Below are 21521 nucleotides of genomic sequence, written 5' to 3'. Positions count from 1 at the left end.
TATTTACTATAAAAACTTGCTACTAGATATTTTTCTATTCTCCATTAGAGGATAGTTTATCTAATTTGACTTGCTTTTTCCGGAACTGCTCTTGCTGTTATCGTGAGAGGAAGTCTTTTCCGAACTATTCTTGGAAGAGCTCTTTTCAGCACTGCTCTTTTCAGAATATTCACCGGTATGATTTTTGGAAGAGCCGGTTTTTTCTGAGCTGCTTTCCTCCTCTTTATTGCCTGACTTACCGTTATGTGTGTTGCTCTTACTATCTTTGTTTTTACTGTTTTCGCTTTTGCTATCTTCGTCCTTATCAGCTTCTTCATCCGCCTTGGTTTTCGGATAAGGAGATTCTTCTAAAGTAAAGTTACCGGTAACCTGATTTCCTGATTTGTCAGAAACATACACGGTAAGTCCATTACTTTTCATGGAAAATGTTACCTTGCCGCTAGCTTCATCAATGTTGGTGGGTTTAAGATTGTCTCCATCCTTATCGATTCCGTAAATTGTGGCATAATCCACTCCGGACTGATCATCGCTTACAGTAAACTCAACATATCCGGAGCCGAGAACAACATTATCCTCATCGATGACGGGAGGATTTTCATCAAAACTATTGATTTGGGTATTGCTGACTTGCATCATTCCGTTGATGGATTTTGCGGAAATCCGAAGATTTCCATTTCCGGTAAGAGAAATGATGTAATTTTGATTTTCCTTTGTGAAATTTTGCTCTTTTCCTTCTAATTTTGCAGTGAACTCTTTAATAGGAAGAATGGAATCCACATGAACCAAAAGAGTTCGTACAGCAGGATCATCCGTTTCCGTAGCTTCATTCACCTTTAACTTTGGGGTAGCTAAAACAAAAAACAAAATAATGGAATTAATCACCAGATAAGGCAGGACATAATGAAGAAGTATAGAAAGGAAGCCGGACTTCTTTTTCTGTGACCCTTTGGAACTTCTATAATCTTTTTGGTTGGACATGTTTTTCTCCTCAGCTTTTTCTAAATACTACGGCAAGAAAGTATACCAAATCTTCCTTTTGCTTACAAGATAACTTCTATGCAATTAGGACTTCCTATCGAAATTGTTAAGAAATAGCGCTGCATTCGCCGAATTTAAAGAGCACTGTCAAAATCTTTGATAATGAACATTTTCAAAGATGTTCCTAAAGACATTCCCAAAGACATTCCTTTTGAACCCTAGGCAAAAGAGAAAGAGAATGTTAGAATAAAAAGACTAATCTTGGAGGGATGTTATGAAATTTGATACAAAAAGAGATATAAAAAGGCTGCTTGGCGTTTTGGCGGGAGCCACCTTGTTGGCTTTAAACTTGAAAACCTTCGTTTCTGCGGGAGGACTTTTTCCGGGAGGAGCTACAGGACTTACGGTTCTGTTACAAAGAGTGGCATTACGCTATTTTAATTTAGCGCTTCCATATTCTGTACTGAATATCATTATCAATATCATTCCGGTCTATATCGGTTTTCGGTATGTGGGAAAGAAATTCACGATCTTATCTTTGATTATGATTTTGTTCACAGGCTTTGTAACGGATAGTGTGAATTTACAGCCCATTACCTCCGATATGCTTTTAATTTCTATCTTCGGAGGAATCTTAAATGCCTGTGCCATTACGCTTTGTCTCAGGATGGATGCTACCTCCGGAGGAACGGATTTTATCGCGATTTATCTGTCTCAGAAAAAGGGAGTGGACACCTGGAATTTGATTTTCTATTTTAACGCCGCTCTTTTGGCTGTTGCCGGATATCTTTTCGGTTGGGAGAAGGCGTTATACTCCATCATATTCCAATATGTGTCTACACAAACCATTTCCGCACTTTACAGAAATTATCAAAAGCTTACGCTTTTTGTGATCACGGACTATCCCAATGAAATAGCGGCGGGAATCCATGAGGTCTGCCATCACGGTGCCTCTATTATGCATGCCATGGGAGCCTTTGAAAGAAAAGACCATTATATGGTGTATTCCGTGATTTCATCAGCGGATATCAAGAAGGTAAAGATGAAGATTAACGAAATTGATCCCAAAGCCTTTATGAATACGATTCGTTCTAAGGATATTACCGGGCATTTTTATATGAAGCCGAAGGATTAGAGCAGGAAATAATATTTCGATTTGAAGGAGAAGGATTAGAGCAGGAAAGAATATTTCTGTTTGAAACAGAAGGACTAAAAGAGCAGGAAATCATATAGGAAAACATAGTAGAGAAAAAGGGAGAAGAAGTACTTATGAAAAAGCAGTATCAGAATATATTTTTGGATCTGGACGGAACCATTATGGATTCCGGCTCCGGAATCATGAAGTCGGTGCAATATGCCTTGGATCATTTTTCCTTACCAAATGAACCGGAAGAAAAACTGAGACGATTTGTGGGGCCTTCTTTGCAGGATTCTTTTATGCGATTCTACGGTTTTTCCGAAGAAAAGGCGCAGGAAGCCATTTCTTACTATCGGGAATACTATCCCGAGAAGGGAATGTATGACGCTTTTTTATATCCCGGGATGGAGGAATGCATGAAGAAGATGCATGAAGGAGGGAAGAAGCTTGTGCTTTTAACCTCTAAGCCTCTGTTTTTTGCCACACAAATCATAGCCCACTTTGGTCTATCCCCTTATTTTTTCCTGGAAATTGGCACGGAGCTGAAGGAACAACATTCCGACAAGAGCTTTTTGATGGAGAAAGCCATAGAAAAGGGCGGCTTTCAAAGAGAAGATTGTCTTATGGTAGGAGATACCGTTTATGATATCCAAGGGGCGAAGGATGCAGGAATCGACTCTGTGGCAGCGCTTTACGGCTATGGAGAGCGGAAAGAAATTGAACAGGCGGATTATTCCATTGAAAAGCCTTTGGATTTGATGAAGATTGTATTTTAGATATTCTCAATTTACTTAGTGTACCCGCTGCTGCATGAAGAGGGAAAATTATGGCATGAAAGCGGTAAAATTTTATTTACAGTTTAAGAAGAAAGGATGTATATGAAAAGAAATCTTTGGAAATGGCTGTTACTTTGTCTTCTTTGCCTTGGCCTTTTTGCCTGTACCAAGGGCGGAGAGAGCTCTACGGAAGCGAAGAAGGAATCTACTCCTGCGGTAGAAGAGAAAAGCTCCTCGGTAGAAAGCTCTGAAAATGCGGAAGAATCCAAGGCGGAGAATAAGACTGATGCAGGAGAAGGTCCGACAATTTTAAGCCTTAAGGGACCCACCACCATCGGTCTTGTGCATTTGATGGAAAAAAGTGAAGAAGAAAAACTTCCTTATCAATTTCAAATGGAAGCAAGCCCGGATGCTTTACTTCCGGAGTTTGTATCCGGAAAGGGACAGATTGCCACAGTTCCGGCCAATATGGCGGCAGTTTTATATCAAAAGCTGGATAAGGACGTGGAAATCTTGAATATCAATACCTTGGGAATCTTGTATGTTATTACCGGAAATGAGGAAGTGAGCAGCATTGCGGATTTAGCAGGAAAGGATATTTATATGCCGGGACAGGGAGCTACACCGGAGTATGTGCTTCGTGCCCTGCTTTCCAAGAACAATGTGGAGGGGAATCTTAACTTTGTAACGGAACCCGCCGAGGCGGTAGCGCATTTGCAGAAGAATCCCAACAATGTGGCAATTCTTCCGGAGCCCTTTGCCACCGCAACCCTTTTACAAAACAGTAATTTACAAAGAAAAATCTCTATTACAGAGGAGTGGAAGAAGTCCTTTGACGGAGTGGAGTTGCCTACAGCAGTAACCATTGTCAGAAAGTCTTATGCCGAGGAACATCCTGAAATTGTAAAGGCTTTCCTGGAAGAGGAAAAGGAAAGTATTGCCGCTGTGGAAATGGATGTTCAGAAGACGGCGGAGCTTGTGGTAAAACAGAGAATTTTAGAGAAAGAAGCTTTGGCAGCCAAGGCTATTCCAAACTGTAATATTCATTTCATTGACGGAGAAGAGATGAAGAAAGCTTTGGAGCAGTATTATCAAGTTCTTTTTAAGTCCAATCCTAAGTCTGTAGGAGGAGCCTTACCGGAAGAGGGCTTTTATGAGCAGTCTTAGATAGTAGAAAAGTGACAGTTCTTTTTAAAAGCCATAGCTTGGATATAGAAAAGAACGAAATGGATTCCGATTATTAGGAAGGAAAGAATGTGAAGCAATGGCGTAAAGCGGGAATTATACTATTTTGGATGCTTCTATGGGAATTGTTTGCCAAATTGGTGAACAATTCCTTTCTTTTGGTTGGCCCTATGGAAAGTGTTAAAGCCTTAAGTCGACTATTGCAGCAGCAGGAATTCTACGGAACCCTGTGGAAAAGCTCTCTGGGAATTCTTTCGGCCTATCTTCTTAGTTTACTCCTGGCTTTGATACTTTCTTATCTTTCCCATAGAAATTCTCTGTTGGAGGATTTTTTAAAGCCGGGGGTTTTTGTGTTAAGAAGCTTACCTGTGGCCAGTTTTATTATTATTCTTTTGTTCTTTCTGGGAAGGGACAAGCTTTCCTTCACCATAAGCGGCTTTATGTCCTTTCCGATTTTCTATATTAACCTGCTGGAGGGCTTTCATAAAACAGACCGTAAATTACTGGAAATGGCGGAAGTCTTCCATTTTTCCCTATATAGAAGACTTCGGTATATTCATCTGCCGGCATTATATCCCTTATTGCTTGGGGCAGCGAAATTAGCTATGGGACTTTCCTGGAAAAGCGGCATTGCGGCGGAACTGATTGGGCAAGTGGGAAAAAGTATAGGCTATCAGCTGATGGAGGCCAAGGTGAGCCTGGAAATGGCTGACGTCTTTGCCTGGAGCATCGTGATTATTGCTTTGTCTCAGTTCTGGGAAATCCTGGTCATACTGCTGATTAAGGCTTTGTGCAGGAAGGGATGTGTGTAATGGAAATTCGAATTGAAAATGGAGAGAAGCGTTTTGGAGAAAAAATCCTTTTTTCCGATTTTTCCTGCCAAATGGATTTCCACAAACATTCTATTTATAGAATTTCCGGTGAATCCGGAAAGGGGAAGACTACCTTGCTGCGAATTTTGGCTTCTCTGGAAAAACTGGATCGGGGGGAGCTTCAGTTTCTCTTCGGAGAGGCTGCCGGGGGTGAGGGGAGCTTTAAGCTTTCCATGCTTTTTCAGGAGAATCGATTGCTGGAAAAATGTAGCGGATTGGAAAATCTTCAGATAGCTTTACCCATGCTGTCAAAAAAGGAAATTCTAACGGAAATGTCCGTTTTTTTCGAAGAAGAAGATTTTCGGAAAAAAGTTGAAAAATATTCCGGGGGAATGAAGAGACGCTTAAGCTTTCTAAGAGCAATGCTTTTTCCCTTTGACTTCCTGCTTTTGGACGAACCCTTTACCGGGTTGGATGAGGAGAACAGGAAGAAACTGGAGGAGTATCTGCTTTCTCATCAAAATAAACGCCCGGTAATCTTTGCCAGCCATGAAACCCCATTGTTATGGAAGGATTACGGTACTATCGCTTTATAAAAAACAAGGGGAGTTGTGGCTAAAAAACTTAAAATAGACCTTGCAAATACTTAAAAAGAAAAACTGTAAAGAAAAATTTATGAAATGGCAGAAAACTTGTAACACATGAAGAAAGACTTTTGTCTATACTTTTGATAGCGAATAGACAAAAGGAGGTTTCTATGAAAGCGAAATCATTTTTAAAAGGAATGGCAGTGTTAATGAGTATTATGGCGGTTTCCGCATTTTCCGCCTTTGCAGCAGGAAACAAGGCGGAAATCGGATCGGTGAATTTACAGATTGACAGTTCGGATATTGAAATCGGCTCAGCTGCAAAGAAGATTTCCGTAAGTAGCGGTGATGACGGTTTTACCATTCAAAATGATGAAGGAACCGCTTTGAATATGCAGGGAAATGTTTGGAAAAGCAACACGACTCCCCAGTTCAAGGTAATTTTAAAGGCGGATTCCGAGCATAAGTTCAATACTAACAGTTTGAAGACTGCGAATTTTTATAAATTTAGCGGAGCTGAGGTAGGATTTGTAAAGGCTACAGGTACTGCAAATTCCATCACACTTACCATCAAGACCAAGAAGCTGAAGGCAAATCCCGGAGACTTGACTGTAGGAGATGTAAGCTGGAGAGATGAAAGCGGTGTGGCAGAATGGTCCGGAGTGGATAATGCGGAAAAATATCTGGTAAAGCTTTATAGAGGAAGCCAGTTTATCACCAGCGGAGAAACTACCGGAACAAGCTATGATTTTCGCTCTGCGATTACCCAAAACGGAAACTACAGCTACAAGATTAGAGCCTATGCTTACGGAAGCTATGGTGACTGGGTAAGCTCTGAAGAGCTGGAGATGAGAGCAAGCTCTTCTCAGGGAGGTACTGAGAACGGACGTTGGATTTTAGATGCACATGGTTGGTGGTTCTTAAATCCGGATCGTTCTTATCCTGCCAACACCTGGAAGATGATTAATGGAAAGTGGTATTATTTCAATAAGTCCGGTTATATGAAGACCGGTTGGGTGCAGACTAACGGAATTTGGTATTATCTTGGTGCAGACGGAGCAATGCTTAGCAATACCAGAACACCGGACGGCTATTATGTAAATCAAAGTGGAGCATGGGTAGCGTAAACCCGGCAGAATCATAAAAAATGCAAAAGTTATAGCAGATATAATGAAAAGTTTCTTGACAGAGAAATAAGCCTATGGGATAATTCCTTCAGATTTTTTCAAGGAGGAAAGGGTTATGCAGAACATTTGGCTGGCAATTAATATGATTCTTGCAGTCATTATTGTCTTACACGATAATGTTTGTTTGCGTAACGCCACTTTGGAAAGATAAAGACATGATTTGAGCCTTTAGCCTTACAGCGTTACGCTGTAAGGCTTTTTCAATGAAACGGGAGAGAAAATGAAATTATCAGGGGCAAGGCTATTAATTGAAGAGTTGATTCATCAGGGGGTGGATACCGTATTTGGCTATCCCGGAGGTGCAGTTTTACAGATATATGATGAGCTGTATAAGTGTAAGGATCGGATTCATCATGTTCTTACCGCCCATGAGCAGGGGGCATCCCATGCTGCAGACGGCTATGCCAGAGCCAGCGGCAAGGTAGGCGTGGTTATTGCGACTTCCGGTCCGGGAGCAACCAACCTTGTAACCGGTATTGCCAATGCCTATCTGGATTCCGTACCTATGGTTGCCATTACCGGTAATGTGGCTACGGAAGCACTGGGAAGAGACAGCTTTCAGGAGGTGGATATCGTATCCATTACCCAGCCTGTAGTAAAGCATAACTTTATGGTTAAGGATGTTACGGAGCTGGAGCAGACGATTAAAGAGGCTTTTCAGATTGCCAATTCCGGCAGAAAAGGTCCGGTGCTCATTGATATTCCTAAGGACGTACAGATTAGTGAATGTGAATATGGGGTGGCCGTTCTTCCGAAGATGCCGGATAAGCCCAAGCTCCCCTATGATCAGGAAGGGGTCATTGCCTTACTGAGTCAGGCGAAGAAGCCGTTGATTTATGCCGGCGGCGGTGTTACGGCGGCTAAGGCGGAGAAAGAGCTGATTGCCTTGGCAGAGAAGCTGAATATTCCGGTTACCGTCAGTATTATGGGAAGGACAGCATTTCCCGACTCTCATCCCTTGAGTCTTGGTTTGGTGGGAATGCACGGAAGCTATGTGGCGGCAAAAACCCAGTCTGAATGTGATGTTTTGCTTGCTTTGGGAGTTCGTTTTTCCGATCGTGCCACCGGAAATATTGCCCGGTATACCCAAAATTGTAAAGTCATTCATGTAGATATAGATAAGGCGGAAATCGGAAAGAACATAAGTCCGGATTATTCCGTACAGGGGGATGTGAAGAAGTGGATTAAAGAAATTCTTCCAAAGTTGAAGGAACAAAAGCATCCTAAGTGGTGGGAAGAAATCCATGGCTTCGAAAAAACTAAGAGTAAAGTGGAGGGAGATTTCCATCCCAAGCATATCTTGGAGACCTTACGTAAGTATACGGAAGACGATACAGTGGTAGCTACCGATGTGGGACAGCATCAGATGTGGACAGCACAGTATTATCGTTTTGAAAAAGGCAGAACCTTCCTAAGTTCAGGCGGATTGGGAACCATGGGCTACGGATTGGGGGCGGCCATCGGAGCTTGTTTTGGAAGAAAGAAAGCTCATACCGTTTTAATTACTTCCGAGGGATCTTTTGGTATGAACTGCAACGAGTTATGCACAGCGGTTCATGAAAATTTACCGATTACCATTATTCTGATGAACAATCGAGTTTTGGGTATGGTGAGACAGTGGCAGACAGCCTTTTTCGGAAAGCGTTATTCCGAAACGGTTTTGGATAGAAGCACGGACTTTGTAAAGCTGATGGAAGCTTACGGCGGAAAGGGCTTTAATGCAAAAAATTGCAAGGAGCTGGAAGACGCTTTAAAGGAAAGAGAGCATTATAACGGACCAATATTGATTAATTGCTCCATTAATCCGGATGAAAAGGTGCTTCCGATGATTCCTCCCGGAAAATCCGTGGATGATATTATTTTATAAGGAGGGGAGGAAAGATGAAGAAGTTTACCATTGACCTTTTTGTAAATAACCGCTTCGGCGTTTTGAATCGGATTACAGGACTTTACTGTAAAAGAGGGTACAATATCGAATCCATCCAAGCCGGCCCCACAGAAATTCCCGGATGTACCAAGATTGAAATCGTTTCCACCGGGGATGACTATATGCGTTCTCAGGTAATTTCTCAGCTGGAGAAGTTATATGATGTACGGAAGGTGGATCTCCTTTCGGAGATGGATGGTGAATAAAGTCGTGAAATGCCGGAATACGGCTTCACAATAGAGAGGCGGAACAGTGCTTCGAAGAAAGTCCCTGCATTTGTTCCAAGGGATCCCCTTAGGGGGAAATGTATAGAAGGAGAGAAAACAATGGCTATTATGTACTATGAGAAGGATTGTGACTTACAGTTATTAAACGGTAAGAAGGTTGCCGTGATCGGTTATGGCTCTCAGGGTCATGCTCATGCCCTGAATTTACGGGACAGCGGTGTGGATGTAGTCATCGGTCTTTATGAAGGTTCCAAGTCTGCAGATAAGGCAAGAGAAGACGGCTTTACCGTATACAACACAGATGAGGCTGTAAAGAAGTCCGATATTATCATGATTTTGGTAAATGACGAGAAGCAGGCTAAGCTTTACAAGGATCAGATTCAGGCAAACTTAAGTGAAGGTAAGACTCTTGCTTTTGCTCACGGATTCAACATTCATTATCATGCCATTGTTCCTCCAAAGAATGTAAATATTATCATGGTTGCACCCAAGGGACCGGGACATACCGTTCGTTCTCAGTATGTAGACGGAAAGGGTGTTCCCTGCCTTGTGGCTTGTGAGCAGGATTATTCCGGAAACTCTATGGATGTGGCTAAGGCTTATGCAGCTGCTATCGGCGGTGCAAGAGGCGGAATCTTAGAGACAACCTTTAAGGAAGAGACAGAGACAGACCTTTTCGGAGAGCAGGCTGTACTTTGCGGTGGTGTTTGCGCTTTAATGGAGGCAGGCTTCAATACTCTTGTTGAGGCAGGTTATAAGCCGGAAAATGCATATTTCGAGTGTGTACATGAGATGAAGCTGATTGTAGACCTGATTTTTAATGCAGGATTTGAGGGAATGCGTTACTCCATTTCCGATACAGCAGAGTACGGCGATTACACTGCAGGACCAAAGATTATCGGTGAGGAAGCAAAGAAGGCAATGAAGCAGATTCTTTCCGACATTCAGGATGGAACCTTTGCGAAGGACTGGATTTTGGAGAACCAGGCAGGAAGACCTCACTTCTTAGCAATGAGAGAGGAACATGCAGAAACCTTGGCTTCCAAGACAGGTCAGGATTTACGTCAGAAGATGGGATGGAAGCAGGTTCAGGATTTGGATCAAGCGAGATAATTGCCCTAGGCCAGCGGCACATTTTGTGCCGCTTTTTTTAAAAGAAAAAGGAAGTAGAAAGATGGAATTAACATTGGATCGGGTATATCAGGCAGCCCATGTTTTAAAGCCCGTAATACATAAGACGGATTTGGTACATGCAACAAGAATTCAAACAGATTGTGATTTATACTTAAAGACGGAAAATTTACAAAATACCGGTTCTTTTAAGATTCGAGGGGCTTACTTTAAGATATCCACCCTATCCGAGGAAGAGAGAAAAAAGGGAGTTGTAGCCTGCTCCGCAGGAAATCATGCCCAAGGAGTGGCTTTGGCTGCTCAGGCCAGCGGCACCAAGTCCACCATCTTTTTACCGGCCATTGCCCCTATTTCCAAAGTGGAGGCTACCAGAAGCTACGGGGCCAGTGTGAAAATGATAGACGGTGTCTATGACGATGCCTATGAAGCGGCGGTGAAATTCCAGGAGGAGCATGGATCTGTCTTTATTCATCCCTTTAATGATGTGGATGTTATGGCAGGACAGGGGACTATCGGAATGGAAATCTTGGATCAACTGGAGGATGCGGATGCGGTAGTCGTTCCTGTAGGCGGAGGCGGACTCATTTCCGGTATTTCCTTTGTAATTAAGAAATTAAATCCAAAATGTAAGGTGTATGGCGTACAGGCACAGGGCGCGGCTTCCATGGTGCAGGCGGTGAAGGATCATCATCTGGAGAGTCTGGAAGAAGTACATACCTTTGCGGATGGTATTGCGGTAAAATCTCCGGGCAGCTTAAGCTATGCCATGGTAGAAAAATATGTGGATGAGCTGGTGACGGTTACAGACGATGAAACTGCCGCAGCGATTTTAACTCTTATGGAAAGACAAAAAATTGTTTCCGAGGGTGCGGGAGCGGTTTCCGTAGCGGCAGTCCTTTTCAATAAGATTCCGGTAAAAGGCAAAAAGGTCGTTGCGGTTATTTCCGGCGGAAATATCGATGTGAATATCCTGGCCCGTGTAATTAACCGTGGTCTATTAAAAACCGGAAGAAAAGCAAGTCTTACCATTCCTCTTTTGGACAAGCCCGGACAGCTGGAAGAAGTTTCCAAGATTATTGCCGAGCAGGGAGCCAATGTGACCAAGGTGGATCACAATATCAATGTGGAGGATTCGGACATTAACGGATGTCATCTGACTTTACAGATTGATACCAGAGACTTTGCCCATATTGAGCAAATTAAGCAAGCCTTTATTCAAAGAGGATTTACTATTCTTTAGAGCGTTGAAAGAGTTTATCCAAGGATTGGAAAAATAGAGTAGGAGGAGAGATGACAGGAGCTGCTGCCATTGTAAAATGTTTGGAGTTGGAAAAGGTGGACTTTGTTTTCGGCTATCCCGGGGTAGCGATATGTCCCTTTTATGATAGCTTGGAAGACAGCGAAATCCGTTCCATTTTGGTGCGTACGGAACAGAATGCAGCCCACGAAGCTAACGGCTATGCCAGAATCAGCGGAAAGCCGGGGGTCTGTGCGGTAACCTCAGGACCGGGTGCTACCAACATTATCACGGGAATCGCCACTGCCTTTGCAGACAGTATTCCTTTGGTTGTAATCACAGGACAGGTGGAGAGTGCTTTACTGGGTTCCGATGTCTTCCAGGAGGCGGATATTTGCGGTGCCTGTGAATCCTTTGTAAAATACAGCTATACCGTACGAAATGTAGAGGAAATTCCTAAGATTTTCAAGGAAGCCTTTCATATTGCCATGACCGGAAGAAAGGGACCGGTTCTGATTGATATCCCTATTGATGTACAAAATGCTTCTCTTCGGAAATTCCAGTATCCGGAGGAGGTTAAGATGAGAACCTATAAGCCCACAGTACAGGGAAATCCGGTGCAGATTAAAAAGATGTTCCAGAGATTGGCAGCTACAAAGCGTCCTATTCTCTGTGTGGGCGGCGGTGTGCACCTGGCAGATGCTAAGGAGAGGGTTCGGGCTTTTTCCAAGAAATTCAATATTCCTGTGGTTTGTACCATGATGGGACTTGGCGTAATGGAGGAAAATGATCCCCTTTTCTTCGGTATGGTGGGGAATAACGGAAAGCCCTACGGAAATAAGGCTATGAATCATGCAGACCTTATCATTATGATGGGGGCCAGAGTAGCAGACCGTTCCATTAGTCAGCCGGACTTAATTACAGATAATAAGACCTTGATTCACATCGACGTGGATCCCGCGGAAATCGGAAAGAATGCAGGACCGGAGATTCCATTGGTGGGAGATATTGCCAGCGTGTTGGATGCCTGTCTGGAGGAAGAGGGAGAATTTCATTATTCCTCCTGGATTTCCGAATTGGAGAATATTAAGGGAGAAATTCAAAAAGTTCTTCAGAAGAAGAAAGAAGAGGGAATGGCTAAAAATCATTTGGTTCATCCCGAGTATTTCCTGGAAGAGCTGAATAAGCAGTTGAATCAGGACGCGGTTTATGTGGCTGATGTAGGACAGAATCAGCTGTGGTCCTGCGCCAATTATCAAATGAAAGACGGGCGCTTCCTTACTTCAGGCGGTATGGGTACTATGGGATATTCTACGCCGGCAGCTATCGGTGCTTACCTTGCCGATCCGAAGAAGCAGGTGGTGGCAGTTATGGGAGACGGTTCCTTCCAGATGAGTATGATGGAATTGGCTACCATGAAACAATATAATATCCCCATTAAGCTGATTGTCTTCCATAATGGAGTATTGGGCTTGGTTCACCAATATCAGCACAAAACCTATCATGACCGTTTCACCATGGTGGATCTTACAGGAAATCCCGACCTTTCCATTTTGGCTAAGGCCTACGGACTTTCCTATGATGCCATTTCAAAAAATGAGGAAGTTTCTTCTAAGATCACTGCGTTCCTTAGCAAGAAGGAAGGCGGAATTTTAGAAGTGTATATTGACAGTCATGAGGTAGTGTGATGAAAAAAATATATTCTATTTTGGTGGAAAACCAGTCCGGTGTTTTGGCAAAGGTTGCAGGATTGTTCTGGAGAAGATGCTTTAATATCGATTCCTTGACTGTAGGAGAAACTGAGGATCATTCCGTTTCCAACATGGTGATTGTCTCCAGCGGCGAGAAAAAAACACTGGAACAGGTAGAAAAGCAGCTGAATAAAAAGCTGGATATTATTAAGGTTCGTACCTTTACGGAGACCCAGGGGATTACCAGAGAATTGCTTTTGGTAAAGCTCCGTTATAATCGGGAAAACCGAAAGGATATTATGGAAAACTGTCAGATTCTGGGGGCTAAGATTCTGGAGCTTAGTAAGAATCAGATGGTGATTGAAATGTGTGATACTCCGGAAAGAATCCAGATGTTTCTTGACACTTTAAAGACAGTGAGCATTTTGGAATGTGCCAGAACCGGAACCTTGGCGATGTTAAAGCTGTCGGAAGGAAATGCCTAAGAGGAGAAGAGGCAGAAATTCCGGATTATAAGAAAAAAATAATAATTTTTCCATAGAACAGGGAGAAAAATAGGAAGAAAATAAAAAAGAAGCCATAGAGTATTTCTTGAATTTTCACAAAAGATTTGCGATAATATCAAAGATGTTCAATTGTTTTCCACAGAAAAGGAGATGTACAATGAAAAACGTATCAACAACAAATGCACCGGCAGCTATCGGACCTTATTCTCAGGGCTATGTTGTAGGAAATTTAGTATTTGCTTCCGGACAGATTCCTGTAGATCCTGCTACAGGAGAGATTGCAGGACCGGACATCGCAGCACAGGCTGAGCAGAGCTGCAAGAATGTTAAGGCTGTAATCGAGGCAGGCGGAAGTGATATTTCCAAGGTTTTCAAGACCACTTGTTTCCTTGCTGATATGGCTGATTTTGCTACCTTTAACAGCATTTATGAGAAGTACTTTACTTCCAAGCCGGCACGTTCTTGCGTGGCAGTAAAGACCTTACCAAAGAATGTTCTTTGCGAAATCGAGGCTATTGCGGAGATCTAATATGAAATTTTATTCCTATGAATATTTATTAAGTAGGATAGAAGTGACCAACTGGCTGCAAATCACCTTTGCAGCCATTTCGGCACTTCTATTGTTGTTTGCACTTATTATGTCTTTTCGAGACAAAAAAACCACTAAGTATAGAGAGTTATCCTTAATTGCTTTACTTTTGGTGCTTGTGACAATTTCTGTACATATTAATAACTATCAAAGTCATAAAAGAATTGATGATCAATACAGCACTGCTCTAAGAGTGATTGAGCAGGTAGCTGTTCTATTGGAGGAAGATAAAACGGACTTGTATATCAATACCCAGGCTGCAAGAGATGGAGCGATTATTAAGACCAAAGAAGATCAGTTTTACCGTATTATTTCTGTGGATGAAAACGTACTTTTGGAAAAAATGGATGTGTATAATCCTCAGATAGAAATTGTGGATGTGGAGAAGTAGAAAATAGTATCTTAAAGTATTAAGCAGAATTAAAGGGTCATAAGGTCTTGATGTAATTTTGAGGAGAAGTAGATGATTGTGTCTTATATAAATATTGCCATTAAATTGGCAATGGGACTTTTGTCCATTGTAATGGTCATAAATTATACCGGAAAAGGAAATTTAGCTCCTTCTTCTGCCAGCGACCAAGTACAGAATTACGTTCTTGGTGGCATTATCGGTGGTGTGATATATAATGAGAACATAGGGCTTTTACAATATTTTATTATTTTATTGATTTGGGTTTGCCTTGTTTTGAGCTTAAGATGGCTAAAAACCAATAGTGCCTTTTTCAAAAAAGCCATAGATGGGGAGCCGAGTTTGTTGATTAGCAGAGGGAAACTGGATACAGAGGCTTGTAGAAAGGCAGGGCTTACTGCTCACGAAATTATGTTTAAGTTACGAAGCAATAATATCTATAGTATTCGAAACGTTAAGCAAGCGGTACTGGAGCAGAACGGACAGCTAATTGTAGTAATGTCGGGGGAAGAAAACCCAAGATACCCTCTGGTTACGGATGGAACAATTCAGGTTCAGGCTTTGGATAGTATTGATAAGACAGAGGAATGGCTTTTGGAAAGACTAAAGGAACAGGGAGTAGAATCGATTTCTGATGTATTTTTAGCTGAATACGAAAATGGAAATCTGAACATTGTCCTTTATTAATAAAAAAATAAGGAGGAGATTATGAGGTGTAAAGTTTGCGGTACGGAAGTAAAAGAAAATCAACGGTTTTGTCCTACCTGTGGCTTATTGATTGACCTTTCTTTCTCCCCCTTTCAAAACATTGAAGTTCAGCCGGAGCCGGAGAAGGATGAAGAACCTGAATTTTTAAAACAACAGATGCTGGCACAGGAAGAGGCGGAGAGCGAGGAAGAGTCTGTGGAAAATCTTCCTTTGAAGAAAAATGTTGATGAATTCCTGGAGGAACAAAAAGAGGCCGGAGAGTTGGAATATGCACCGGAGGAAGAGCCTATTCAGGAAAATTCTGTTCAGGATAATTTGGAAAAAGATATACCTGAACAGGAAAAGCTTGAGCAGAGCTTGTCTACACAGGAGTTTTTGTCTCAAGAAGAACTTTCACAGGAAGAACTCTCACAGGAAGAAGTTTTAGAGGAAGATGTTTCACAGAAAGAACTTGAGGAGAAAGCTGTACAAGCAGAGGCTGTAAAGGAGTCTGTAGCTTCGGAAGAGAAAGAAGAAACCGATACAGCCGCTCTTTCAAAAGAACAGGAAGAAACCGGTACCGATACACTTTCAGGGGAAAAGGAAGAAATCGATAGAGATGCTCTTTCAGAGGAACAGGAAGAAGCCAGCTTCATTGAAGCCTTTTTCCGGGAGAAGGAAGAGCATGGGGAAGAAGAGTCTCAGCCAGAAGAAACTCAGGTACAGGAATCTATACAAGAGGAAGCGGAACAAGAAGGACTGAAAGAAGAGACATCGGAACAAGAAATATCGGCACAAGAGGAAGCCGGAATACAAGAATTTGTACCGGAGGTATTTACTGAGGAAGATTCTAAAGAAGATTCTCATGGAGATGAGCTTCAGGAGAAAGAGCCTCAAAAGGATGAGTCTCAAGAGGATGAGCCTCAAGAGGATGAATCTCAAGAGGATGAGTCTCAAGAAGATGAGTCTCAAGAAGATGAGTCTCAAGAAGATGAGCTTCAAGAGAAAGACCCTCAAGAGGAAGAGTCTCAAGAGGAGGAAGGTCCTTTAGAAGACGAGTCCATTACCCTTATTGAAAGAGGACTTTTCCGGGAAGAAGTGCAGGAAGATGAAGAAGAGCCGGAGGAGAAAATCCTTTCCTTACAGGAAAAACGTAAGGAAATGGAGGAAAAGCTGGCTTTTGAGGGGGAAATTCCTGATGATCCTGATGATTTCCAGGATAAGGCAGCCATTCCTCCAACCTCAGTGGGAGAATGGAAAAAGGGCTGGCAGAAATGGAAGAAGGCAGCTCCTTTAGCAATTATTCCCGTTTTGGGCATTGCATATATTTGTTATCAAAACTTGCCTGCTACCCAATATGATAACTTACTGAAGAAGGGAACAAAGCTGGTTCAGTCTGAAAAGGGAGACGAGGCGATAGCTCTTTTAGAAGGAATGCCCTCTAACCTTACGAAGAACAGCAAATATTATCTTCTTTTGTCAGAGGCCTATGGAAAGGCCGGTAGACATCAGGAGGCGGTAAAGGCATTGGAAGAAGCGAAGAAGCTCTACCCGGAGGATACAGAGGTTCAGACAGCATTGTCTCTTCTGGATCCCAAGGTGGAATCGGATTTGCAGGGAGACAGTTTTACCGACCCTGTGGAGATCAGCTTAAAAAGCAGTGGAAAGAAAATCATTTACAGCATAAGTGGAGGAAAAGAGGATATTCAGAATGAGGAATATCTTGCTCCGATAAAGCTGAGTCGAAACGGTAATTACACTTTGACAGCCTATGCACAAGCCAGTGACGGCAGTATGGGAGAAAGCTACAGTAAGAGCTTTAGCATTAGTTTGGATCCGGAGAAGTATCATCTGTCCCAGTTTGTAGATGAAGAGGGAGGACGTTCCTACATCGATGAAAATGGAGATCGGGTTACCGGATGGAAGGAAATTGCCGGAAAGTATTACTATTTTGATGAAAATGGAATTATGCAAAGCGGTTTCCAGGATATCGGAGGAGAACGTTACTATCTCAATTCCGATGGAACTATGCAGACCGGTCGTCTGGACTTGGAAGGAAAGACCTACTTCTTCGATCAGGATGGGCATATGATTAAGGATGCCTGGGTTGATAATCTTTACTATGTAGGGGAAGATGGCGTAATGCTTCGGAATCAGGAAAATAAGGAAGGGGTACATTTTGATGAGGATGGAAGGCGTGCCTTCCTAGCCGCTGATTTGTATGCCGCTCATCCGGACAGTATCGTCGTAGTGGAAAGTAAACAGAGAAAAGAAAAGTCTTCTTACTATCTTTTCCCGGCAAAGATTTACTATCAGAAGAAAAACGGCAGAGCCAGCGGAAAAGTGGCTTATGAGACGGAAATCAAGGTTTCCAAGATGGCCATGATGAGTTATTTGGATGAAAATCTGCCAAGTATTACCGCAAAGGACGCCGTATCCTTCCTGCCGACTCTTTCTATGCAGAACATTAAGCAGAATAAAGACGGCGTTGTTACAAGCTTTGCTTTTGTTTTGGGAGAGAGGCGCAGTTAAATGAATACAAGCATAGTGATAGCTGTGAGCTTGAACGCCAAATGGCTTCTACCGTTTTTACTTCTTTCCTTTCTCTTTATTGTAGTTTTAACCGCGGTGATTTATAAAATCATGTGGCTACGCTTGGATAAGATGATTAAAGAGAAAGAAAAAGAAGATATTGAAAAAACAGAAGATAAGAACGAAGAGTAGAGAAAAAAGAGAGGCTGTAAATCAAACTATTTTGATTTACAGCCCTCTTAATTTATGGGTTCTCTCTAAAGCTGATTTGTCCTTCGTCAGTCATTTCTTCAATGATTGCCAGGCTATAAACCGGGAAGCCCATTTCCCGAAGCTCTTTTCCGCCGCACTGGAAGCCTTTTTCGATGGCGATACCGATACCGGAAATTTCCGCATTGGCCTGCTTACAGATATCGATAAGACCTCTCATAGCCTTTCCTACAGCCAGGAAATCGTCAATCAGCAAAACCTTGTCCTCAGGTCCCAAGAATTTCTTGGAAAGGGTTACGGTGAAATCTTTATTGTAGGTAAAAGAATGTACAGTGGAGGTGTAAAGATCGCCGTCAAGATTTTTACTCTTTGCTTTTTTGGCAAAAACAACCGGAACATGAAAATACTGTGCTGCACAACAGGCAAGGGCGATTCCGGAAGCTTCAATGGTTAAAATACGAGTAATCCCTTTGTCCTTAAAACGCTCATAGAATTCTTTTCCCAGTTCTTCCAAAAGAGAAACGTCCAACTGATGGTTTAAAAAGCTATCCACCTTTAAAATATTTCCCGGTCTGACTTGTCCATCCGCCTTGATTCTTTCTTCCAGCAGCTTCATTTGATCCCTCCATTTTATCCTTGACTCAGCCTATGATTCTACTCCTCTCAAAGTTCCCTGATTTCCTTTATTTAGGAAAACAAAAATGAACTTGTTTCAGAATAGTATGTATAGTAAAACATATTGTAGAAAAAAGAAAGGGGTTGAAAAGAAGATAATAGAGAAAAGCAAAGAAATTACGCAAATTTCTCAAAAGCAATTCCCTTTCCCGGAATAGAAGCTCATTTTTGGAAAAATAAGAAAGGAAAGAAAATGGATCAATGGAGCATCCCCATAGGGTATCAAGAGGTATTAGAAGATTATGCACAGAAAAATGCAGTGACAAGAGAAACGGCGTTTTCCAATCTGATGGATTTTATTCAATTAAAGGATCAGTATTTCTCTCAGATTTTGGTTTATATTGAAAATGCGGAGCAATACTTGGATGGGGGCGAGGAGATTCCGGAGCAGGAGCTACAGTTGGCTTATATGGAAAGCTTCGGAGAAAATACAGTAGGAGCCATGGCAAAGTGCTATTTTCGAAGATCGGAAAGCAAAGATCTTCTTTTGGCGGTGGGCTATGACAGTGAATTAAGTACCTGGGAAATTTTAAGCTTTTTCCAAAGGAAGATTCCTTCCATGGACTTAGACGGAGATACGCTATGCCTCTACTATGTTAAGGATATAAACAGACTTCCCGAAGCAAAAAAAAGCTTCTCCCTCTTGGAAAATGAAGAAGGAGAAGAGTATTGTAAGGCGGGATATTTTCCCTCCATCTATGTAGATGAAGAGGAGGAATGGGAAGAGGAGTAAGATTCCTAAGAGTGCTTTTTCTTAGAACTTACTATCTTGGCTAAATCGAATAGGATGCCCTAATGGGAGCTATAATAGTTTCTAAAGAAGTTTCGAATCTGACCTACCTGATACAAGGAACCCAGACAAAGAAGGAGAGTTTTCTCTTCTTCTTTTTTTACTGCATTCAGATTCCATTCCAGACCTTCTTCCAAGGTGTTGGGACAATAAATTTCACCACTGAAATGTTCCTGCCATTCCTTCTTTAAAACCTCCGGAGACTGTCCTCGGTGTGTCTCCACCTGAAAAAAGCTAAAGCTTAGGGTGTTGTTCTTTAAAAGCTCCAACATGGTCATATAATCCTTATCCGCCATAACGGAAAAGAAGATTCTCTTCTTGTAGTTCGGAAAAAGCATTTCTATAGAGCGAACCAAACTGTTTACCGCCTGGGGATTGTGGGCTCCATCAAGAATAATCAAAGGACGTTTTTTTAGAATTTCAAATCGTCCCGGCCATGTAACCGTCATAAGCCCCTGCTTTACGCAGTCCTCAGGAATGGAAATGCCTCTTTCCTTCAGACAGTCTATCGCATCACAGATGACCATGGCATTGTCCAATTGATAATCCCCCAGTAAGGACAATGCATATTCCTTTCTCTCACGATAGGAAAAGTATTGGTAGCCGTTGTCAATATGGAAGGAATAGGAATGAAAATATTTGGGATTGGTAATATGTAGCTTGGCATTTTTTTCTTTGCAAATTCTTCGAATCTCTTCCATGACCTCAGTCTTCTGATGCATTAATACCACAGGAGTATCTTTTGCAATAATACCGCCCTTTTCACGGGCGATTTCTTCCAGAGTATCTCCCAAAATAGCGGTATGTTCCAAACCGATATGGGCTATAACGGACAATTCTTTATGGGGAATCACATTGGTGGCATCCAGTCGTCCTCCAAGACCTACCTCCAGGACCACATAATCTACATCCTTTTCCAGAAAATAACAAAAGGCCAGGGCAGTCAGCATTTCAAAGGAATTGGGTTTCTCCTCTTCCAAGCTTTCACTGAGCTCCCGCATTTTTAGACAAAGTCTTTTTAAATCCTCATCGGAAATCATTTCTCCGTCAATGGTGTAGCGTTCATTCATGATTTCTATATGAGGGGAAATATACATCCCGGTTTTATAACCCGAAAGACTTAAAATCTGTTGCAGGCTTTTCGCGACGGAACCTTTTCCGTTGGAGCCGGCAATATGGATAAACCGAAGCTTATTTTCAGGATTTCCACATTTTTTTAATAAATTTCTGGTTGGTTGAAGACCCATTTTACAACCGTACCAATCGTTTACCCCAAGAGTCTCCATACATTCTTCCCAAGTCATTGTAAAATTATCCTCCTTATATAAAGAACAAATTCTTCCCATAGAAAAACAGAGTAGCGAAAGCAATGAACAGCACTGCATTCGTTACTCTGTATTATAAATGTTTTAGTTTGCTATAGCATGAAAAATTTTGCGTTTTTCAAACAGCAAGACGATTGCATTAATGGCAAAGTATTGAAGAATACTGTTAATCAGCACTTGAAGAACACGGAACTGCATCAAAGGAAGAAGAGGGCTTCCGGTGCTGAGGGTCAGTAAGTAGCTGTTGATGACTAAGCTGCAAAGCAGCTGGCTGATTAAGATCGCAAGGAGAATACGATATTGGCTTCGATTTTTCTCCAAACAAAGGCTATATATCACTGCAGTTAATCCTACAGATAGAGTGTAGCCCGGCATATAAGGAAAGGGGGAAAATAAAAAGCACCCCAAGATATCGGAAACACAGGCAATTAAAACAGCCGGAACCATTCCCAGATACATAGAGGCAAAGACAATGGGGACAAAGCCGAAACCGATACGGAAATTCCATGCCTGTACCGACAGAAATCGGGTCAAAATAATCTGAATGGCAACCAGCATAGAAAAGGTGACAAGATTTTTGACATTAAACACGTTCTTATTCATAGACCGCTCCTTTCGTGCGCTGTAAAGAAGCTGTCTTGCTTCCTGGCAGCGGGATGCGAAAATAAAACTGGGAACCGATTCGGCTCTTCGTCTCGACACCAACTCCCTGTGTGTCGGGCACTAACCACTTTATTTTCTACTCTGCAAAAAGTTCTAAGGGCATAGTAATGCCTATTCCGCGTTTTGTAAAGAATAATCCCTCTAAAATCCTGCTTTTTCAAAAGGAATTTTAAGAAAATTATTGGAAGAAAATTCCATCTCAAAATTTATTTTATTTTTTGGAGACAGAGTCTTGCTCTGTTGCCCAGGCTGGAGTGCA

General features: G+C 42.1%; 23 protein-coding genes and 1 riboswitch. Of the genes, 19 read left to right on the top strand and 4 right to left on the bottom strand.

Translation table 11 applies throughout. The features are described 5' to 3' along the window. Nucleotides 1-60: 60 nt before the first annotated feature. On the bottom strand, nucleotides 61-978 hold the full coding sequence (locus tag RDQ32_RS01165) for a hypothetical protein (RefSeq protein WP_308578810.1): 918 nt from the start codon (nucleotides 976-978) through the stop codon (nucleotides 61-63). 274 nt (nucleotides 979-1252) lie between these two features. On the opposite strand from RDQ32_RS01165, the gene RDQ32_RS01160 reads away from it, so the two are divergent. The 18 genes from RDQ32_RS01160 to RDQ32_RS01080 all read left to right on the top strand — a co-directional run bounded on the left by RDQ32_RS01160 (nucleotide 1253) and on the right by RDQ32_RS01080 (nucleotide 17791). Beyond that, nucleotides 1253-2113 (top strand): YitT family protein, encoded by an 861-nt coding sequence (locus RDQ32_RS01160; protein ID WP_304072530.1) that lies wholly within the window; start codon nucleotides 1253-1255, stop codon nucleotides 2111-2113. Nucleotides 2114-2247: 134 nt separating this feature from the next. After that, nucleotides 2248-2892, top strand: coding sequence for an HAD hydrolase-like protein (locus RDQ32_RS01155; RefSeq protein ID WP_308578809.1), 645 nt, complete (start codon nucleotides 2248-2250; stop codon nucleotides 2890-2892). Between the two features lie 102 nt (nucleotides 2893-2994). After that, a complete protein-coding gene (locus RDQ32_RS01150) occupies nucleotides 2995-4059 on the top strand; it encodes an MqnA/MqnD/SBP family protein (RefSeq protein ID WP_308578808.1) in 1065 nt (354 codons plus the stop codon). Between the two features lie 89 nt (nucleotides 4060-4148). Further along, nucleotides 4149-4889 (top strand): ABC transporter permease subunit, encoded by a 741-nt coding sequence (locus tag RDQ32_RS01145; protein ID WP_308578807.1) that lies wholly within the window; start codon nucleotides 4149-4151, stop codon nucleotides 4887-4889. Beyond that, nucleotides 4889-5485, top strand: coding sequence for an ATP-binding cassette domain-containing protein (locus tag RDQ32_RS01140; protein ID WP_308578806.1), 597 nt, complete (start codon nucleotides 4889-4891; stop codon nucleotides 5483-5485). The genes RDQ32_RS01145 and RDQ32_RS01140 overlap by 1 nt, the downstream gene beginning before the upstream one ends. 161 nt (nucleotides 5486-5646) lie before the next feature. After that, a complete protein-coding gene (locus RDQ32_RS01135) occupies nucleotides 5647-6603 on the top strand; it encodes a hypothetical protein (RefSeq protein WP_007156256.1) in 957 nt (318 codons plus the stop codon). 280 nt (nucleotides 6604-6883) lie between these two features. Beyond that, on the top strand, nucleotides 6884-8530 hold the full coding sequence (gene ilvB, locus RDQ32_RS01130; RefSeq protein ID WP_007156255.1) for a biosynthetic-type acetolactate synthase large subunit: 1647 nt from the start codon (nucleotides 6884-6886) through the stop codon (nucleotides 8528-8530). A gap of 14 nt (nucleotides 8531-8544) precedes the next feature. After that, nucleotides 8545-8796, top strand: a complete 252-nt coding sequence (ilvN, locus tag RDQ32_RS01125; protein ID WP_304073663.1) for an acetolactate synthase small subunit — start codon at nucleotides 8545-8547, stop codon at nucleotides 8794-8796. Nucleotides 8797-8916: 120 nt separating this feature from the next. Further along, nucleotides 8917-9930, top strand: coding sequence for a ketol-acid reductoisomerase (ilvC, locus tag RDQ32_RS01120; protein ID WP_040648345.1), 1014 nt, complete (start codon nucleotides 8917-8919; stop codon nucleotides 9928-9930). Nucleotides 9931-9991: 61 nt separating this feature from the next. Next, entirely contained in the window at nucleotides 9992-11188 is a 1197-nt protein-coding gene (gene ilvA, locus RDQ32_RS01115) for a threonine ammonia-lyase (protein WP_040648343.1), read from the top strand. A gap of 50 nt (nucleotides 11189-11238) precedes the next feature. Beyond that, a complete protein-coding gene (gene ilvB, locus RDQ32_RS01110) occupies nucleotides 11239-12873 on the top strand; it encodes a biosynthetic-type acetolactate synthase large subunit (protein ID WP_308578804.1) in 1635 nt (544 codons plus the stop codon). Further along, on the top strand, nucleotides 12873-13361 hold the full coding sequence (gene ilvN / locus RDQ32_RS01105; protein ID WP_007156250.1) for an acetolactate synthase small subunit: 489 nt from the start codon (nucleotides 12873-12875) through the stop codon (nucleotides 13359-13361). Before ilvB (RDQ32_RS01110) ends, ilvN (RDQ32_RS01105) begins: the two co-directional genes overlap by 1 nt. Before the next feature lie 178 nt (nucleotides 13362-13539). After that, nucleotides 13540-13911 (top strand): RidA family protein, encoded by a 372-nt coding sequence (locus RDQ32_RS01100; RefSeq protein WP_007156249.1) that lies wholly within the window; start codon nucleotides 13540-13542, stop codon nucleotides 13909-13911. Between the two features lies 1 nt (nucleotide 13912). Continuing rightward, nucleotides 13913-14362 carry a DUF3290 family protein gene (locus RDQ32_RS01095; RefSeq protein ID WP_304071641.1) on the top strand — a complete coding sequence of 150 codons (450 nt, stop codon included), beginning with the start codon at nucleotides 13913-13915 and terminating at the stop codon, nucleotides 14360-14362. A 72-nt stretch (nucleotides 14363-14434) separates the two neighbouring features. Further along, on the top strand, nucleotides 14435-15067 hold the full coding sequence (locus RDQ32_RS01090) for a DUF421 domain-containing protein (protein ID WP_308578803.1): 633 nt from the start codon (nucleotides 14435-14437) through the stop codon (nucleotides 15065-15067). Nucleotides 15068-15932: 865 nt separating this feature from the next. Then, nucleotides 15933-16118 carry a pentapeptide repeat-containing protein gene (locus RDQ32_RS11185; RefSeq protein WP_369124205.1) on the top strand — a complete coding sequence of 62 codons (186 nt, stop codon included), beginning with the start codon at nucleotides 15933-15935 and terminating at the stop codon, nucleotides 16116-16118. A gap of 110 nt (nucleotides 16119-16228) precedes the next feature. Further along, the gene (locus RDQ32_RS11180; RefSeq protein ID WP_369124204.1) at nucleotides 16229-17599 is read left to right on the top strand and encodes a tetratricopeptide repeat protein; all 1371 of its coding nucleotides are present in this window, start codon (nucleotides 16229-16231) and stop codon (nucleotides 17597-17599) included. After that, entirely contained in the window at nucleotides 17600-17791 is a 192-nt protein-coding gene (locus RDQ32_RS01080; RefSeq protein ID WP_007156244.1) for a hypothetical protein, read from the top strand. It abuts the gene before it with no gap. A 52-nt stretch (nucleotides 17792-17843) separates the two neighbouring features. Here RDQ32_RS01080 and RDQ32_RS01075 read toward each other — a convergent pair whose 3' ends face one another. Beyond that, a complete protein-coding gene (locus tag RDQ32_RS01075; protein ID WP_308578800.1) occupies nucleotides 17844-18425 on the bottom strand; it encodes a xanthine phosphoribosyltransferase in 582 nt (193 codons plus the stop codon). Between the two features lie 252 nt (nucleotides 18426-18677). On the opposite strand from RDQ32_RS01075, the gene RDQ32_RS01070 reads away from it, so the two are divergent. After that, nucleotides 18678-19217 carry a hypothetical protein gene (locus RDQ32_RS01070; protein WP_308578799.1) on the top strand — a complete coding sequence of 180 codons (540 nt, stop codon included), beginning with the start codon at nucleotides 18678-18680 and terminating at the stop codon, nucleotides 19215-19217. 59 nt (nucleotides 19218-19276) lie between these two features. On the opposite strand, the gene RDQ32_RS01065 is transcribed toward RDQ32_RS01070, so the two are convergent. Together RDQ32_RS01065 and RDQ32_RS01060 are read right to left on the bottom strand one after the other, a co-directional pair. Next, entirely contained in the window at nucleotides 19277-20578 is a 1302-nt protein-coding gene (locus RDQ32_RS01065) for a folylpolyglutamate synthase/dihydrofolate synthase family protein (RefSeq protein WP_308578798.1), read from the bottom strand. Between the two features lie 105 nt (nucleotides 20579-20683). Beyond that, the gene (locus RDQ32_RS01060; protein WP_007156239.1) at nucleotides 20684-21202 is read right to left on the bottom strand and encodes a folate family ECF transporter S component; all 519 of its coding nucleotides are present in this window, start codon (nucleotides 21200-21202) and stop codon (nucleotides 20684-20686) included. Nucleotides 21203-21246: 44 nt separating this feature from the next. Continuing rightward, nucleotides 21247-21348, bottom strand: a riboswitch (THF riboswitch). Nucleotides 21349-21521 lie beyond the last annotated feature (173 nt).

This window comes from uncultured Oribacterium sp. (assembly GCF_902481605.1).
GTDB classification, from domain to species: domain Bacteria; phylum Bacillota; class Clostridia; order Lachnospirales; family Lachnospiraceae; genus Oribacterium; species Oribacterium sinus.
Note: the sequence above shows the minus strand (reverse complement) of the source record. Positions and strands in the feature narration are given on the sequence as shown.